The sequence below is a fragment of the bacterium SCSIO 12827 genome, assembly GCA_024397995.1.
Taxonomy (GTDB): domain Bacteria; phylum Pseudomonadota; class Alphaproteobacteria; order Rhodospirillales; family Casp-alpha2; genus UBA1479.
This window is the reverse complement of record CP073746.1, coordinates 862837-877945: the sequence shown is the minus strand read 5'-3', so window position 1 is coordinate 877945 and position 15109 is coordinate 862837. Positions and strand designations below refer to the sequence as shown.

16 protein-coding genes are annotated in these 15109 nt (G+C 62.7%); 4 read left to right on the top strand and 12 right to left on the bottom strand.

The annotated features are described in order from the left end of the window. Positions 1-9: 9 nt before the first annotated feature. The 3 genes from KFF05_04130 (at position 10) to KFF05_04120 (ending at position 1802) form a co-directional block, all read left to right on the top strand. A complete protein-coding gene (locus KFF05_04130) occupies positions 10-690 on the top strand; it encodes a hypothetical protein (GenBank protein ID UTW52568.1) in 681 nt (226 codons plus the stop codon). 142 nt (positions 691-832) lie between these two features. Then, positions 833-1330 (top strand): phasin family protein, encoded by a 498-nt coding sequence (locus KFF05_04125; GenBank protein UTW52567.1) that lies wholly within the window; start codon positions 833-835, stop codon positions 1328-1330. A gap of 118 nt (positions 1331-1448) precedes the next feature. Further along, positions 1449-1802 carry a tRNA-binding protein gene (locus KFF05_04120; protein UTW52566.1) on the top strand — a complete coding sequence of 118 codons (354 nt, stop codon included), beginning with the start codon at positions 1449-1451 and terminating at the stop codon, positions 1800-1802. Between the two features lie 16 nt (positions 1803-1818). On the opposite strand, the gene KFF05_04115 is transcribed toward KFF05_04120, so the two are convergent. The 5 genes from KFF05_04115 to KFF05_04095 form a co-directional block, all read right to left on the bottom strand. Continuing rightward, positions 1819-4296 (bottom strand): PAS domain S-box protein, encoded by a 2478-nt coding sequence (locus tag KFF05_04115; protein ID UTW52565.1) that lies wholly within the window; start codon positions 4294-4296, stop codon positions 1819-1821. 199 nt (positions 4297-4495) lie between these two features. Next, positions 4496-5155: a response regulator transcription factor gene (locus KFF05_04110; protein ID UTW52564.1), complete on the bottom strand. Its 660-nt coding sequence runs from the start codon at positions 5153-5155 to the stop codon at positions 4496-4498. 140 nt (positions 5156-5295) lie between these two features. Further along, entirely contained in the window at positions 5296-6615 is a 1320-nt protein-coding gene (locus tag KFF05_04105; protein UTW52563.1) for a HAMP domain-containing protein, read from the bottom strand. A 10-nt stretch (positions 6616-6625) separates the two neighbouring features. After that, entirely contained in the window at positions 6626-7330 is a 705-nt protein-coding gene (locus tag KFF05_04100; protein ID UTW52562.1) for a response regulator transcription factor, read from the bottom strand. Positions 7331-7401: 71 nt separating this feature from the next. Beyond that, a complete protein-coding gene (locus KFF05_04095; GenBank protein ID UTW52561.1) occupies positions 7402-7914 on the bottom strand; it encodes a MarR family transcriptional regulator in 513 nt (170 codons plus the stop codon). A 143-nt stretch (positions 7915-8057) separates the two neighbouring features. Here KFF05_04095 and KFF05_04090 point away from each other — a divergent pair, with 143 nt between their 5' ends. Next, positions 8058-8957, top strand: coding sequence for a branched-chain amino acid aminotransferase (locus KFF05_04090; GenBank protein UTW52560.1), 900 nt, complete (start codon positions 8058-8060; stop codon positions 8955-8957). Between the two features lie 110 nt (positions 8958-9067). Here the strand turns inward: KFF05_04090 and KFF05_04085 are convergent, their stop codons facing one another. From KFF05_04085 to mobB, 7 genes are all read right to left on the bottom strand, one after another. Beyond that, positions 9068-10816, bottom strand: a complete 1749-nt coding sequence (locus KFF05_04085) for a DUF3365 domain-containing protein (protein UTW52559.1) — start codon at positions 10814-10816, stop codon at positions 9068-9070. Between the two features lie 138 nt (positions 10817-10954). Beyond that, positions 10955-11785, bottom strand: a complete 831-nt coding sequence (locus KFF05_04080) for a TIGR00730 family Rossman fold protein (GenBank protein UTW52558.1) — start codon at positions 11783-11785, stop codon at positions 10955-10957. Next, positions 11782-12489, bottom strand: a complete 708-nt coding sequence (locus KFF05_04075; protein ID UTW52557.1) for an HAD family hydrolase — start codon at positions 12487-12489, stop codon at positions 11782-11784. The genes KFF05_04080 and KFF05_04075 overlap by 4 nt, the downstream gene beginning before the upstream one ends. Beyond that, positions 12486-12956, bottom strand: coding sequence for a molybdenum cofactor biosynthesis protein MoaE (locus KFF05_04070; protein ID UTW52556.1), 471 nt, complete (start codon positions 12954-12956; stop codon positions 12486-12488). Before KFF05_04070 ends, KFF05_04075 begins: the two co-directional genes overlap by 4 nt. Before the next feature lie 17 nt (positions 12957-12973). Further along, a complete protein-coding gene (gene moaD / locus KFF05_04065) occupies positions 12974-13237 on the bottom strand; it encodes a molybdopterin converting factor subunit 1 (protein UTW52555.1) in 264 nt (87 codons plus the stop codon). Further along, complete coding sequence (locus KFF05_04060) at positions 13238-14503, bottom strand: molybdopterin molybdotransferase MoeA (GenBank protein ID UTW52554.1); 1266 nt, start codon at positions 14501-14503, stop codon at positions 13238-13240. Continuing rightward, positions 14490-15035 (bottom strand): molybdopterin-guanine dinucleotide biosynthesis protein B, encoded by a 546-nt coding sequence (gene mobB, locus KFF05_04055; GenBank protein ID UTW52553.1) that lies wholly within the window; start codon positions 15033-15035, stop codon positions 14490-14492. Before mobB ends, KFF05_04060 begins: the two co-directional genes overlap by 14 nt. Between the last annotated feature and the right edge of the window lie 74 nt (positions 15036-15109).

The window sequence follows — 15109 nt, the reverse complement described above, 5'->3', positions numbered from 1 at the left end:
GGCACCGCCATGGCCAAACGGCCCCAAGGCAAGACAACCGGCAAAGGAAAGGCGAAGACCGCCGCCCCCGGCGATCCACGGGACGCCGTGATCGACGCCGCCATGGCCCGGATCGCGTGCGATGGTTGGCGGTGCCTGTCCCTCGCCGATGTCGCCGCCGACGCCGGGGTGTCGCTGGCCGATGTCCTGATCCCCTTTCCCACCAAATACGACATCGTCAACGCATTCCAGGACCGCATCGACGCGCAGATGTTGGCCGCCGCCGACACGCATGCAGCCTCGGGCGACGCGGGCGTCGGCATCCGCGACCGCCTGTTCGACCTGTTGATGGAACGATTCGATGCTCTGGCCCCGCACCGGGCCGCCATGGCCGAGATCGCCAAGGATTCGCTCTGTGACCCGGTGGCACTGCGGTTTCTGCCGCGCATGGCGCGGACCATGACCCGGGTGCTTGCGGCCGCGGGGATCAACGCTGCCGGCCCCTGCGGACTGCTGCATGCCAAGGGCTTGGCCTTGGTCTATGCCGATGCCTTTCGGGTTTGGCTTGGCGATGACGGCGCCGATCAGGCGAAGACCATGGCGGCGCTCGACAAGGGGCTGCGCCGGGCCGAGGCGGCGATGCGGTTTCTCGGCCGGGTCCGCCCGAAACGGGCTCCCCGCCGGGACGGGCCCGAGGCTGCCCCGGCCTGAGTTTTATTTTATTGCACTGCAATATAAGTCTTGACTCACATCCCCATTCGACCGCATATAGGCATCACTGTTGCAGTGCAGCATAACCCTCGCACTCGCACAAAGCATATTCCCTTTCGCGCTCCAATGGAGGACCGACCAAATGTACGCCGATATGTTCAAGCTCGACAAAAATGGCTTCCCCGCCTGGGCTGCCGACTTCACCAAGATCTATGCCGATTTCGACCCCGCCAAGATGTCCGACCAGGTCATGAAGGCGATGAAGGGCGGCTCCATGGAAGCCATCGACGTCAACGCCGTTATGGATATCCAGCGCAAGAACCTTGAAGCCCTGAACAAGGCCAGCCAGGCCGCCTTCGAAGGCGTCCAGGCCGCTGCCCAGAAGCAGGCCGAACTGTTCAAGGCCGCGTTCGATCAGGCCAGCACCGCCGCTGAATCCCTGGGCAAGGTTTCTTCCCCGCAGGATCTGGTGACCAAGGAATTGGACCTGTGCAAGGCCGCTTTCGAATCCTCACTGGCCAATTCCAAGAAGGTTACGGACGTTGTCACCAAAGCCAACGACACCGCCGTTAAGGTGATCAACACCCGCATCGCCGAAGCCTTCGACGAAATGAAGGGTCAGATGAGCAAAGCCAAGTAATCGGCTTTTCCGTCTTTCGAAGAAGGCCGCCCCCTGAGGGCGGCCTTTTTTGTTGTCCGCCTTTTTGATTGCATGACGGGGTAAGCGCGATAAATTTCCGGGCCGAAGGAGACACTCCATGTCCAAAAGCCCGCCCCCGCAGATCACTTTCGACGATTTCCTGGCCGTGGATATCCGCGTCGGGACGATCGTCCGCGCCGAACCCTTTCCCGAAGCCCGCCGCCCCGCCATCAAACTGTGGGTCGATTTCGGCCCGGACATCGGCGAGCGCAAGACCTCGGCCCAGATCACCCGCCACTACACGCCGGACAGCCTAGTCGGGCGTCAGGTCGCGGGCGTCGTCAATTTTCCGTCAAAGCAGATCGGCAAGTTCATGTCGGAAGTGTTGGTCCTGGGGTTTCCCGACACGGACGGCGAGGTCGTGCTGATCCACCCGGACCTGAAGGTTCCCAACGGCGGACGGCTTTTCTGATCTTCCCGGCCGCCCGTCAGACCTGGCGTTCCATCTCGTCCTTTTCCTGCGCCCGGGCACGCGCCTCGATCGCGGCCATCCGGCGGGCATAGGCGATCGATTCCGCGACCATCAGGCGCAGTTTCTCGGGCTGAATCGGCTTGTGCATGACCTCGAATCCGCTGGCCGCCGCCTCGCGCAGGCGGTCCGGGCCCGTGTCCCCGGTCAAAAGGAACCCCGGCACATCCCCACCCCAGACATGGCGGATGGCTAAAATCGCATCGGCCCCCGTATGGCCAAGCTTGAGCCGATAATCGGCGACGACCAATTCCGGCTGCTTGCGTTCCTGCTCCAGCTTGGCGATCGCCTCGACCGCCGAGCCGGCGACCACGGCGTCATAACCCCAGCCCGTTAACAGCAACCCCAACGCGTCGCGAATATCGGCCTCATCGTCGATGCCGACCACCACGGCCCCCGTCACATCGGGATGCTCATCCGCCGGCAGGGTCATTTCCGCAGGCGCATGATCGCCCGCCAAGGGTAGGCTGACGGAGAACCCCGACCCCCGGCCCACCCACGACCGCACATCCACGGGATGGTCGAGCAGATTGGACAGCCGCTGCACGATGGCAAGCCCCAGGCCCAGCCCTTCGCGCCGGTCGCGCGCCGGATTACCGACTTGGTGGAACTCCTCGAAGATCATGTCCAGTTGATCGTCCGGAATGCCGACGCCCGTATCCCAGATTTCGACACGCACATTGGACCCGGCACGCCGGCAGCCGACGAGGATCTTGCCGGTTTCCGTATGTCGCACCGCATTGGTCAAAAGATTGCGCAACAGACGGTCGAGCAAGCCCGGATCGCTGTCGACCAGAAGCGCGCACGGCACCATGTTGAGCCGCAGGCCCTTTTCCTCGGCCAACGGGCGGATTTCCGAACACAGGCGTTCCAGCACCGCGCCGAGGTTGAAATCGCGCCGCTGCGGCACGAACAGTCCGGCATCCAGTTTGGAAATATCGAGCAACGAGCCAAGCAGGCGTTCCAGGGCGTCCGAACAGTCGCTGATGCGGTTGATAAGCTGCTTCGCCTTGTCGTCCAGGTCCCGTTCCGACAACACGTTGACGAACATCGCCAGCGCCTGCAGGGGCTGACGCAGATCATGGCTTGCGGCGGCCAGGAAACGTGACTTGGCGGCGCTTGCCAGTTCGGCGGCGTCCTTGGCCTCGGCCAACATTTCCTCGGCCTCTTTCGTGGCCGTGACATCGCGGCCGACGCCCTGGATTTCCACCATGCGCCCGTCGTCGTCGAACACCGCGCGTTCGGTCCATTGCTGCCAGCTGACCTTGCCGTCGTGCCCGATCACCCGGTGGAGATTCTCCTCGATCGGGTTTTTCGGGCCGATCCGGCGAATGATGGCCTGACGCAAGGCGGCTTCACTGTCGCTCAGTTCCGAGCCGACGGGCCGGCCGATCAGCTGTTCACGGGGCACGCCGTAATATTGGCAATAGGCTTCGTTGACGAAGGTCCGAACCCCGTCAGGGGTGCAGCGCCGGATCAACTCCGTCTGGTCCTCGACGATGGCGTGGTAGCGCAGCTCGGAATCGCGCAGCGCCTGTTCGGCCCGCTTGCGCTCGGTAATGTCCTGGGTCACCCCGAACAGCCGGCGCGCGCGGCCGTGTTCGTCGAAATCGGCGCTAAGATCCTCAAAGACGTAGCGCACCGAGCCGTCGGGCCGAAGAACCCGGTACTCATGCCGGCAATTGGGCACGGGATCTTCATAGGCGGCGGCGATGCGCGGGCGGTCGTCGGGATGGATCATGTCCAGAAAGACCTTCCCCGTGGGCCCCGCGCGACCGGGACGCAGGCCCCAGATCCGCCACAGGACGGGCGAACAGACGGTGCGGTTATCATCCGGGAAATGTTCCCAATAACCGACGCGGGCCGTGCGCGACGTCGCCTGCAGCTTGCTTTCGGAATCGGCCAGCGCCTCTTCCCAGCGCTTGTCCTGGGTGATCTCCTTGGCGGCGCCGACCACGCGCACGACCTCGCCGCTAGTCCCCCGTTCCGGGCGTGAATAAACGCGCAGCCAACGCACCCGGCCGTCGGCCGACAGCAAGCGGAATTCGTCGGTCGACGGAATGCCAAGGCGCAGGCGCTGATCGCGGGATTCCAGGATCGGCACATCATCGGGATGAATCTGCGTCAGCCAGGCAAGGGGCGCGTCGCTTTGCCCGGACTGCCCGGCTAGGCCGTCGATCCCGCCGACCTGCCATTTCGACGTCACGCGCCCATCGGGGGCAACGTCATAGGCATAGACGACGTCCGAGGTCAGTTCTGAAATGATGCGGTAGTGGGCATCCGTTTCGGCATCACGTTCGGCGGCCGTCATCGCGCGTCGGGGGGGGGCTTCCTCCACCCGTGCCGCGGGATTTTCCACGGTCGCCGGATCGCGCCGTCGGCGCCCCCACCACAACCCGACAAGGAACGCCGCTGCTGCGACCGCCAGCCCGGCCATGACCGCCGGTCCCGGATAGGCCATCACCGCATCGGATTGCGCCCATGCCGGCGCCGCCGAAATCAATATCGGGACGGCAACGGCCGCCGCGCCTGATTGGCGGCGAACATTCAACGGAGAATGATTGTTTTCCCGGCCTCTGGTGCCAAGGCCCGTATGGGGACAGCGGGACGTCATGGCGCCCTCCTTGTCGGCGCGGTCAGTCCTGTTCCAGGCCCTGTGTCAACCCCAGCGATGCCGCCTTGATAACCGCCTGGGTCCGGTTGTTCGCGTCGAGCACCTTCAGCAGGCCCGTGACATGCAGCTTGATGGTGCCTTCGGCGAGCCCCAGGATGCGGGCGATCTCTTTGTTCGACTTGCCGCCGGCCATGAGGTTGAGTACGTCACGTTGACGCGGCGTCAGGTGCAATCCGCCGGGGCCTTCGGTCTTGGCCCCGCCGGGAGCCCAGTCGAGCAGTGTCGGCGGCAGATAGATTTCCCCGGCGATCACCTGACGCACGGCATTGACCACCACGGAACTGTCCAGGGTCTTGGGGATGTAGCCATGGGCACCACAATCCATCGCCAGACTCATTTCCTCTGACGTTTCGGCGGCGGACACGACCACCACCGGCACGCCGTCCAGGGAACGGATCAGGGCGTTCAGGCCCGCGAACCGTTCCATCCCCGGCATGCCCAGATCGACAAGCGCGAGGTCCAGGTCGTCGGTTTCGTTGGCCGTGCGCAGGGCTTCCGGATAACTCGCGGCTTCGACCACCGTGATGTCGGGATCGATGATTTCCAACAGCGAGCCCAGCCCCTTGCGGAACAGGGCATGATCGTCGGCAATCAGAACTTTTGACGGAAGGGAATCAGTCACCTACACCCCCCAGACACCAAGCCGACCCCTCCCAGGGCCGCGGTGCCTCTATTATCGGACCATTACGTGATCTTTTTCCATTATAGATGTCATCGGCGGAATTGCCATGAAATCCGCTGGGGACGTCCCGCCGGATATGCCTATAGGGGCAGGCGGATACGGCCGCGCAGACCACCGGCCGGCGATTCCGACAACAGGATTTCGCCGCCGTGGCTGCGCACCACGTCGCGGGCGATGGTCAGACCCAGCCCGACCCCACCCGTTTCCGGGTTTCGGGAATCGTCGAGCCGAAAAAACGGCCGGAACACCTCGGCACGTTTGTCTTCGGGAATGCCGGGCCCGTCGTCATCCACGGTGATCTCGATGGTGTCGCCCCGGTGCCCTGCCCGCACCGACACATGTTGGCCATAGCGCGCGGCATTCTCCACCAGATTGGTGACGCAGCGCTTGAAGGCATTGGGTCGCAACGGCAGGTTCAACTGATCTTCCAGGTGCAGGTCGATGGGCCGGCCACGGCGTCGGACCTGACTGACCACGTCCTCCAACAGCATGCCCAGATCCGTCGGCGTCGGTTTTTCCGTGCCCTCGCCGCGGGCGAAGGCAAGATAGCCTTCCAGCATGTGTTCCATTTCCGAAACATCGGCGGATAGGTCGTCCACCCCATCGACGTTCTTGAACATCGCCAATTGCAGCTTCATCCGCGTCAACGGCGTGCGCAGGTCATGGGACACACCAGACAGCATGTCCGTGCGCTGGGTGATCTGGCGCTGGATGCGTTCACGCATGGCCATGAAGGCCTGGGCCGCCTGGCGGACCTCGGTCGCGCCTTCGGGTTTGAAGTTTGATACGTCGCGGCCCTTGCCGAAATTATCGGCGGCACGGGCCAGGCGGCGGATCGGCTTCACCTGATTGCGCATGAAGATGGTGGCGACCCCGAACAGAATCAGCGACGTGCCGATCATCCAGATGACAAAGACATAGACCGTGGTCGAAAACAGCCGCTTGCGTGTGGTGGTGATGCGCAGCACGCCGTCGGCAAGCTGTACGTCGATGCTCACGTTGCGGTCGGAACTTTCCGAATCCAGGCGGTAGGGCTTGACGATGAAACTCTGCATGGAACGGTCAAGCACCTCTTCCAGGTCGTTGGTCGGCGGCACGGCTTTATTGGACAGGATCGCGCCCGGCAGAAAGGTCACGAACATGTCCATGTTGCGGCCGGCCAGGGCGGCGGCGCGCTCGCGGCCTTCCTCACTGGGGTCGTCAGTCACCAGTTGCACGATGGCCGCCACGTCGCCGGCGACGCTGCGCGCCAGACGGTAGGACACCTTGTCCCAATGGGTTTCGTAGAAAATCAGCCCCGACACCACCTGCAACAGGATCAGCGGCGTGACGATGATTAGCAGGGCGCGGCCGAGCAGGCTTTTCGGCAGGGCGTTCTTGATGGTTGTCTGAAGGGGCATGGCCGGGTCTTCAATCAGGACGTAGAACGTAGCCCTTGCCCCGCACAGTCTGTAGATAGCGGGGATCGCGGGGATCGGGCTCGATCTTACGGCGAAGACGGGTGACCTGTACATCGACGGCACGCCCGCCGCCGGCCGCCCCCGTGCGGGCGATCAGGTCGTCGCGGGTCAGCACGTCGCCCGGACGCGCGGCAAGCGCGCTCAGCAATCCGGCCTCCAGATCGGTCAGGCGCACCGGCTGCCCCCCCCGCAACAGCTCGCCCCGGTCACGGCGGAACAGAAAATCGCCGAGATGAAGATCATCCCCGGGGGCCTGGGCCTGAGGGGTGCGCTTCATGATGTTGCGAATGCGCAAAAGCAGTTCACGCGGTTCGAACGGCTTAACCACATAATCGTCGGCGCCGCCCTCCAGGCCCGAGATTCGGTCCTCGGTCTCCGCCATGGCGGTCAGCATCAGGATGGGAATGGTCGACCGGGTGCGCAGGTCGCGCGCGAATTCCAGACCCGTTTCCCCCGGCATCATGAGGTCCAGGATCACCGCGTCGAAATCGAAATGGCTGAGCCGGCTGCGCGCCTGGGCCGCATCGGCGGCGGTGACCACGACGAAGCCGTTCTCCGTCAGAAAGCGGCTCAGCAGGTCGCGCAGACGGCCGTCGTCGTCAACGACAAGAAGATGCGGCAGGTCGGCATTCACGGCATCACTCCCTCGTGCCATGCGGTCAAGCGTTCAAGCCGCCGCAAGGCCGGTGTAAATCCTATCATGATCAAGCCGGACGCGGCAGCCCGTCAGCCGTGGGCCGCGGGCCCAGGGGGAGGCACGCGATGGCGGTCCGCCTCGTTGATCAGGCCGAACAGCACGCGGCGAAAGCCTTCGACCGCATCGGGGCCCGCGTCGCGGTAGGCGCGCGCGATATGCGCCGACTGGCGGCGGGTCAAAAGCTGCTCCAGATCACGGCCCTTGGGCGTCAAATGCATGAGCCTCCGGCGACGGTCGCCGTCGTCGGTTTCCTGCACGACATAACCTTCGTCGATCAGGGTCGACAGCACACGGTTGAGGGACTGTTTGGTGATCTTCAGGATCGCCAGCAATTCCGACACGCTGATGCCCGTGTTGGCGCCGATGAAATAGACCGCCCGGTGATGGGCGCGGCCCATGTCGTAATCGGCCAGAACGGCGTCGGCTTCGCCCGTGAAGTCACGGTAGGCGAAGAACAGAAGTTCCATGGCGTGGCGCAGGTCGTCATCGCGCGGCGCCAGGGGATCGGCCTGCTGCTGGACCCAGGGGACCTGTTCATCCATGACGGTTTCCTTCACCGGGGCCGCCGGAAAATATGATCGAAGACCCCGCAAAAATAAGTCAGTGTTATTGACTTATATGCCTGAGAATGATAATAAACGCAACATCGTTCTTGGGAAAAACGGATGGACGAAAGAATATTACAATGGCAACTGCTACCTTCGACGACCGCGACGGTCTGATCTGGTTCAATGGGGAATGGGTCGATTGGCGGGACGCCCGCGTCCATGTCCTGACCCACGGCCTGCATTACGGCTCTTGTGTGTTCGAAGGCGAACGCATGTACTCGGGGCAAATCTTCAAGCTGCGCGAACATACGGAACGGTTGTTCTATTCCGCGCAAACCCTGGGCTTCAAAATCCCCTACACGGTGGAAGAGATCGACCAGGCCTGCATCGACGCCTGCACCAAAAACGGCATCGTCGACGGCTACATCCGCCCGGTCGCCTGGCGCGGATCGGAAATGATGGGTGTGTCGGCCCAACAGAACCGCATCAACGTCGCCATCGCCGCCTGGGATTGGCCCAGCTACTTTTCGCCGGAATTGCGCGAAAAAGGCATCAAGCTGGAAACCTCGACCTGGCGTCGTCCGGCACCTGAATGTGCGCCGGTTCACGCCAAGGCCGCGGGCCTGTATATGATCTGCACCCTATCCAAGCATACGGCGGAATCGCACGGCTGCCAGGATGCCCTGATGCTGGACTACCGCGGCCAAGTGGCCGAGGCCACGGGGGCGAACATCTTCATTTCCTTCGGCGACGGCAAACTGCACACGCCGACGCCGGATTGCTTCCTCAACGGCATCACCCGTCAAACCGTGATCGCCCTGGCCAAGGCCCGGGGGATTGAGGTCATTGAGCGGGCGATCTTCCCGGACGAGCTGAAAAAGGCGACGGAAATCTTCCTCACCGGCTCCGCCGCCGAAGTAACACCCGTCGGCCAGATCGACGACATGACCTTCACGCCGGGCCAGATCACTCATTGGCTGATCGAGGACTATGAAAAAACCGTCGGCAAGAAGACGGAAAGCGCCGCGGCGGAATAGGCCATCGGGACGGCGGAAGACACAGAAAAGATGCCTTCCGATCATCCTCCCCGGCGGCGGCGCGCGGCCAAAGTTCAGGCACGCCCCCGGCATCGAGCAAAAAAGCGCGCCTAGGCCTCGACCGTCAGCCGGCTCAGATGAAGGCGCACGGGCGTATCGTTCGGGTTGGCGGCGAGGCATTCCTCGAACAATCTCCGGGCGCGAACCGGATGCCCCGACTTTAGCGCCGCGATCGCTGCCAGATAGGTTTCAAGGGTTGCTTCCTTGGCCGCACGATCATGATCGGAAAGACCATCCAGGACTTCGAACACGGCCACCTGCTTGGTCTTGCCTTTGACCGTCACGGAATCCAACGGTCGGATCAAATACTGCCCCGGGTCCGATAGGGAATTCAGGGTGTTGTCGGTGATGATCAAAGGCACGCCATATTCTTTCGTCAACCCCTCGACCCGGGCCGCCAGGTTGACCGCATCACTGATCACGGTGCCGTCCATGCGGTGTTCCTCGCCGATGGTGCCGAGCATCAGGGAGCCCGTATTGATGCCGATGCCGATACGGATGGCATCACGGCCGTAGCGGATACGTTCTTCCTGGTTATAGCGTTCCAGGCGCTGCAGCATGTCCACGGCCGCCGACAGCGCATTGTCCGGTTCATCGAACAACGCCATGATCGCATCACCGATGTACTTATCGATGAATCCCTTGTGGTCGCGGATGATCGGCCCCATGCGGCCGAGGTAATTGTTGATGAAGCTGAAATTGTCGTTGGGCGTCATCGTTTCGGACAGCGTCGTGAAATCACGGATATCCGTGAACAGAACTGACATGTCACGCAGCGCGTAATCGCCCAGTTCGACGTCAATGACGTTTTCTTTATTCAACAGTTTGAGGAAGGTGTTCGGCACGAACCGTTCGATGGATTTGTTTGTATCCGTCAACAGAACGATCTGCGATTTGATTTGATTGTACAGATCCAGCTGCTCTTCTTCCAACTCGACGCGCCGCTTGGCGTTCTCGCGAAATACTTTCAAGGCCCCGCCCAAGGCGCCGATCTCGTCGTTGGAACCGGATGCCGGGATATCCACATCCCATCGCCCATCGGCGACCGCCTGCACCGCACCCCGCATCTCGCTCAGGCGCTGTGCGATAGGACGGCCGATCATCACGCCGACCAGAACAATCAATAAGCCGCTTGCGACGAAGGCCAGAATGACGAAGCGGCTGACCCTGTCGCCCGTATCCAACAGGCGCTCGACATCGACAACCACCTCGAACACGCCGCGCAAGTCACCCAACTTCCACCCCTTCTGGATCGATAGGGGATGGTAGTTGTGGCAATCCACACAGGTTTGCTCGCGAAAGACATCACCCACGGCAACACGGTAGGCACGATGGCCGTCGATGCTCGTCTCTTCGCTAATCACCGCTTCGGGATTGGCTGACAATAACTCCCAAGCCTTGGAGCCGAAGGCATCAAGTTCGCGGTCGGCGCGGTTGGCAAAGGGAAAGGGACTGTAAAATTTCAGCGAGATACCTTCTTTCGACAGGGCCTCGCTGATATCGAGGATGAACGTCGCAGGTGGTGGAATTTCGTTGATGTTGTCGCTGTGCTCCACGGTCGCGGAAAATTCCGGATGGGCGAGCACTTTACTGACGACGTTGCGGCTGTAGATACCGCGTACGGTTTTGTACTGATGGATGGTTTCAAGGGCGGCGTCGCGGGCGGCGGCCTCGACATTGGTGCGCACCATGGGTGGCACGATCAACAGCACGACGACAAGACTGATCAGCACGACAAGCGGTGTCGGCGCCAACATCTTCCATACAATGCTAAGCCGTGAAAGGCTGGCACCTGACATTCTGTCTAATTCTCCTGGAGCGCCGTTTATCTGCGCGTCGGCCCCGGCGATGCGGCCAATTAATGAGCTAACTTAGATAGATGGACTAAAAATTGATATATAGCCGATGGTTATAGAACGCGGCGCAACAGCTCAATACTAGAGTTCCGGCCCTTTCGGGGCTTCCAGGCTCTTGGACAATTCACCGGTAATATAGGTGAAGGCATCATCGACCGTATCGACCACATGCAACAGGTCGACATCCTCAGCATTGATCGTACCGTACTTCACCAATGCATCCAGGTTCAGCACCTCGTCCCAGAAATCGCGGCCGTAAAGGATGACCGGCATATGCTTCTTGATCTTGCCAGTCTGGATCAAGGTCAGGGTTTCGAACAGTTCATCCAAAGACCCGAAGCCGCCGGGAAACACGATCAGCGCCTTGGCGAGATACATGAACCACAGCTTACGCATGAAGAAGTAGTGGAATTCAAAGGCCAGTTCGCGGGTGATATAGGGGTTGGCGTGCTGTTCGTGGGGCAGTGAAATGCCCAGCCCGATATTGATGCCCTTGGCTTCCGAGGCGCCCCGGTTGGCGGCCTCCATGATCCCCGGCCCGCCGCCGGAACACACGATGAAACGCTTGTGCTTGTCTTCCAACCCCTTCGACCATTCGGTCAGACGCCGGGCCAGTTCGCGGGCATCCTCGTAATACCGCGACATTTCCAATGCCATTTCGGCACGGGCAACGTCGCCGCCGTGTTCGCGGGCCGCCTGCAGGCGGCGTTCGGCTTCGTCCCGGGGCAGAATACGGGCCGAGCCGAAAAAAACCACCGTATCGGCCACGTCGAGGGCGCTGAAGCGTGCCGCGGGCTCGACATATTCCGACAGGATGCGCACACTCCTGGCGCTCTGGGAATTCAGGAACCGCTCATTCTTATAAGCCTTGGGTGGATGGTAGACCCGATCCGGATCGTCGGCGGCGCTCATCCCTCGGCCTCCGCCTGCGACCGGGCCGACGACCCTCCGGCCAAAGCCAGGGACCACATATCCGGGGTGACCTCGGTATCATCCGGGAACCGGCTTTGTCGCCAGGGCGGCACACGCCCAAGAAAGCGGGTGCCGACGGCCACCGCACAATTATAATCGGTCAGGGAATCGCCGACGAACAAAACACGATCCGCCTGAACCCCGATCCGCGAAAGCTCGTCCCCGACAATGTCCGGCTTGACGCGGGGCGATCCGAACACGGTAGCAAAGTATCCATCCAAGCCCCGGCGCTGGGCGATGCGGCGCAGTTCGTCCTGGGGTGTACCTGACACCACGTAAAGCGGGCAATGTTTGGCCCAGGTGTCCAATGCCTCGACCGCGCCCGGCACGGCCTCGCAGGCGACCACGACGTCCTCAACCATCTCGGAATAGGTCTGCGCTAGATCGGCAAGACCGTCTTCGTCCAAGACAATGCCGAGAAATTCCCGGTGAAAGCGTTCCAGCTTAACCACCCGCGACACTCCTTCGTGGCGGACATGTTCGGCGATAACCTGATCGACCACGTCGGTTCCGAAGGGTTCGTACAGGCGGCGGAAGGCTTCGATCTTGACCTCGTTGGATTCGACCAGCACGCCGTCGAAATCGAAAAACACCGCATCGATGTCCCGCGGGTCGACACTGGCGGCGGGCGTCCCGGTCGTCACTCGGCCGCCTTCCCGGAAGATTGCATCCAGCGCTGGGTCGCCGCATCATCGGAATCGCGGGCATCGACCCATTGGCCGCCGCCGGGCGTGCCTTCCAGCTTCCAGAACGGCGCCTTGGTCTTGAGGAAATCGATCAGGAAATGGCAGGCCTCGAACGCCGCCTCGCGGTGGGCCGACGCGGCGGCGACCAGAACGATCTGATCGCCCGGCTCCAGCCGCCCGTAACGATGGATGATCAGGGTTGCGTCGAGCGGCCAGCGCGTCAGGGCCTCGGCCTCGATGCGCGCCAACTCCTTTTCCGTCATGCCGGGGTAGTGTTCGAGGGTCATGGCGCCGATCGCCTCACCGCCCGCCATGTCGCGGACCAGGCCGACGAAGGAACACAGGCCGCCGATGCCGTGATTGCCGGCGGTCAACGCCTTCAGTTCAGCACCCAGGTCAAAATCTTCGGTCTGCACGCGGATCATGGGTTCGCCTTGCCCTGTCAGCCGCCCGTCACCGGCGGAAAGAACGCGACCTCGTCGCCCGCCGTCACGGGATGATTCAGACTAACATATTCCTGGTTCACGGCGACACGCACGACCTTACGGTCGGCGAAGGCCTCGGCGCGGCCGCCGCCCTGTGCTTCCAGCCAGTCAATAAGCTGAGCCACGGTCGTAACCGTCACCGGCGGCTGGACGTCTTCCTCCCCGACCCCGGCTTTTTCACGCAGCCAAGCGAAATACAGCAGTTTTACGGGCGCGGTCATTCAGGTCACCTCACGGAACGGCAGGAAATCCACGGTCGCACCCTCTTTCAGTTCGGTCAATTCTTCCGGCAATTCGACCAGGCCGTCGGCATCGACCATGGAGGTCAATATACCCGCCCCCGACGAATGGTGTTTTTCCGCGACCAGCATGCCGCCGCCGTTTCGCACCAGCTTGGCCCGCGCCCATTCCCGCCGCCCGGTCTTTTTCTTGTAGGGAAAACCGGCCTTGACCGCAAAGCGGGGGGCGTCCGTCTCCGCCGCGCCCGACAGCATCATGATCAATGGCCGCGCGATCAGCATGAAGGTGACCATGGCCGCGACCGGGTTGCCCGGCAGGCCGACAAAGGCGGTGTCGCCGACCTGGCCCAGGGCCACGGGTCGCCCCGGCTTGATCGCCAGACGCCAGAAATGGATGCTGCCCCGGCGTTCCACGGCAGCCTTCACATGGTCTTCCTCGCCGGCCGACACGCCGCCCGAGGTAATCAGCAGATCATGCCCCGCCTCGGCCGCCGTCAGGGCCTTGGCGATGGCCTCTGGATTATCGGGCAGAATGCCCAAGTCCGTGACGGCACAGCCGAGCCCGTCCAGCAGGCTCATGATCGTGTAGCGGTTGGCGTCGAAGATGCAGCCCTCGGGGGCGTCATCGGCCGGGTCACGAACCTCGTCCCCGGTCGAGAACACGGCCGCACGCAGGTTTTTCCGCACGGCCAGGTTGCCCCGCCCGACCGAGGCCGCCAGGCCGATTTCCTGGGCGCGCAGGCGCTGCCCGGCGCGCAAAATCACATCCCCCTGCTTCACGTCCTCGCCGGCGAACCGCCGGTTCGATCCCTTCTTCAGGCCCTGGGGCAGGACGACGGCATCGCCCACGGCTTCTGCATCTTCCGCCATGAAGACCGTGTCCGGCCCGCCGTCGGCGCCCGCCGGCATGGGGGCGCCGGTGAAGATTTGATAAGCCTTGCCGCGTTCGGCCGGTCCGCTTAGCGGATGGCCGGCGGCGATCCGACCGGCCACGGGCAGGCGCGTCTCACCGTCGGGGTTCAAATCCGCATGATAGACCGCATAGCCATCGACGGCCGAATTGTCATGTGGCGGCACGTTGCGGGGGGCAACCACATCCTCGGCCAGGATACGGCCCAGGGCCTGACGCAGCGGAACCTCTTCCGTGCCGAGGACGCAGGCAATGCGCCCGGCCAGGATCGCAAGCGCATCATCGACGGGCATCAGGCCGCCGTCGAAGGCGAAACAATCGTCCTTAAGCTGCGCCATGGCTTACCTTGCCCGGCTGCCCCTGGGCGGCCGAGGCCGTCAGGCCGCAATGGGCGATGATGAAATCGGCGATTGCGCTAACGTCGTTGATGTCGAGGACCGGGCAGGTCACGCCCGCGACCGCCCCGTCCGAGGCCACGGCGACGATAGTGTCGTCATCGGCGGCGATCAGTCCCTTCCCCACTTCGGCGCGGAACACTTCCATCTTGTCGTGGCGATGGCGCTTGAAGCCCTCGATCAGGACCAGGTCGACCGGTGCCATGCGCCGGATCAGGCTGTCCATGTCGGGCTCACCCTCGTCGCGCAGTTCCCGTTGCAGGACCCAGCGCTTGCCCGATGTCAGCATGACTTCCGTGGCCCCCGCCGCGCGGTGCTCGTAGGAATCCTTGCCCTTCTGGTCGATGTCGAAATTGTGGTGGGTGTGCTTCATGGTCGAAACCGTGAGCCCCCGCGACGTCAGTTCCGGGATCAGACGCACCAGCAGGGTCGTTTTACCACTGCCGCTCCATCCGACCAGGCCGAATACCTTCATGCCGCCATTTCCCCTTGGATGTTTCCTGCCTACCGGGCCGAGCGCCACCGGAAGGCCGTTGATATTGGTTAGAA

Bases quoted from the DNA above. Each gene is read 5' to 3' on its own strand.
- KFF05_04130 (UTW52568.1), top strand. From the start codon at position 10: ATGGCCAAACGGCCCCAAGGCAAGACAACCGGCAAAGGAAAGGCGAAG.
- KFF05_04125 (UTW52567.1), top strand. From the start codon at position 833: ATGTACGCCGATATGTTCAAGCTCGACAAAAATGGCTTCCCCGCCTGG.
- KFF05_04120 (UTW52566.1), top strand. From the start codon at position 1,449: ATGTCCAAAAGCCCGCCCCCGCAGATCACTTTCGACGATTTCCTGGCC.
- KFF05_04115 (UTW52565.1), bottom strand. From the start codon at position 4,296: ATGGCCGGGCTGGCGGTCGCAGCAGCGGCGTTCCTTGTCGGGTTGTGG.
- KFF05_04105 (UTW52563.1), bottom strand. From the start codon at position 6,615: ATGCCCCTTCAGACAACCATCAAGAACGCCCTGCCGAAAAGCCTGCTC.
- KFF05_04100 (UTW52562.1), bottom strand. From the start codon at position 7,330: ATGGCACGAGGGAGTGATGCCGTGAATGCCGACCTGCCGCATCTTCTT.
- KFF05_04095 (UTW52561.1), bottom strand. From the start codon at position 7,914: ATGGATGAACAGGTCCCCTGGGTCCAGCAGCAGGCCGATCCCCTGGCG.
- KFF05_04090 (UTW52560.1), top strand. From the start codon at position 8,058: ATGGCAACTGCTACCTTCGACGACCGCGACGGTCTGATCTGGTTCAAT.
- KFF05_04085 (UTW52559.1), bottom strand. From the start codon at position 10,816: ATGTCAGGTGCCAGCCTTTCACGGCTTAGCATTGTATGGAAGATGTTG.
- KFF05_04080 (UTW52558.1), bottom strand. From the start codon at position 11,785: ATGAGCGCCGCCGACGATCCGGATCGGGTCTACCATCCACCCAAGGCT.
- KFF05_04070 (UTW52556.1), bottom strand. From the start codon at position 12,956: ATGATCCGCGTGCAGACCGAAGATTTTGACCTGGGTGCTGAACTGAAG.
- moaD (UTW52555.1), bottom strand. From the start codon at position 13,237: ATGACCGCGCCCGTAAAACTGCTGTATTTCGCTTGGCTGCGTGAAAAA.
- KFF05_04060 (UTW52554.1), bottom strand. From the start codon at position 14,503: ATGGCGCAGCTTAAGGACGATTGTTTCGCCTTCGACGGCGGCCTGATG.
- mobB (UTW52553.1), bottom strand. From the start codon at position 15,035: ATGAAGGTATTCGGCCTGGTCGGATGGAGCGGCAGTGGTAAAACGACC.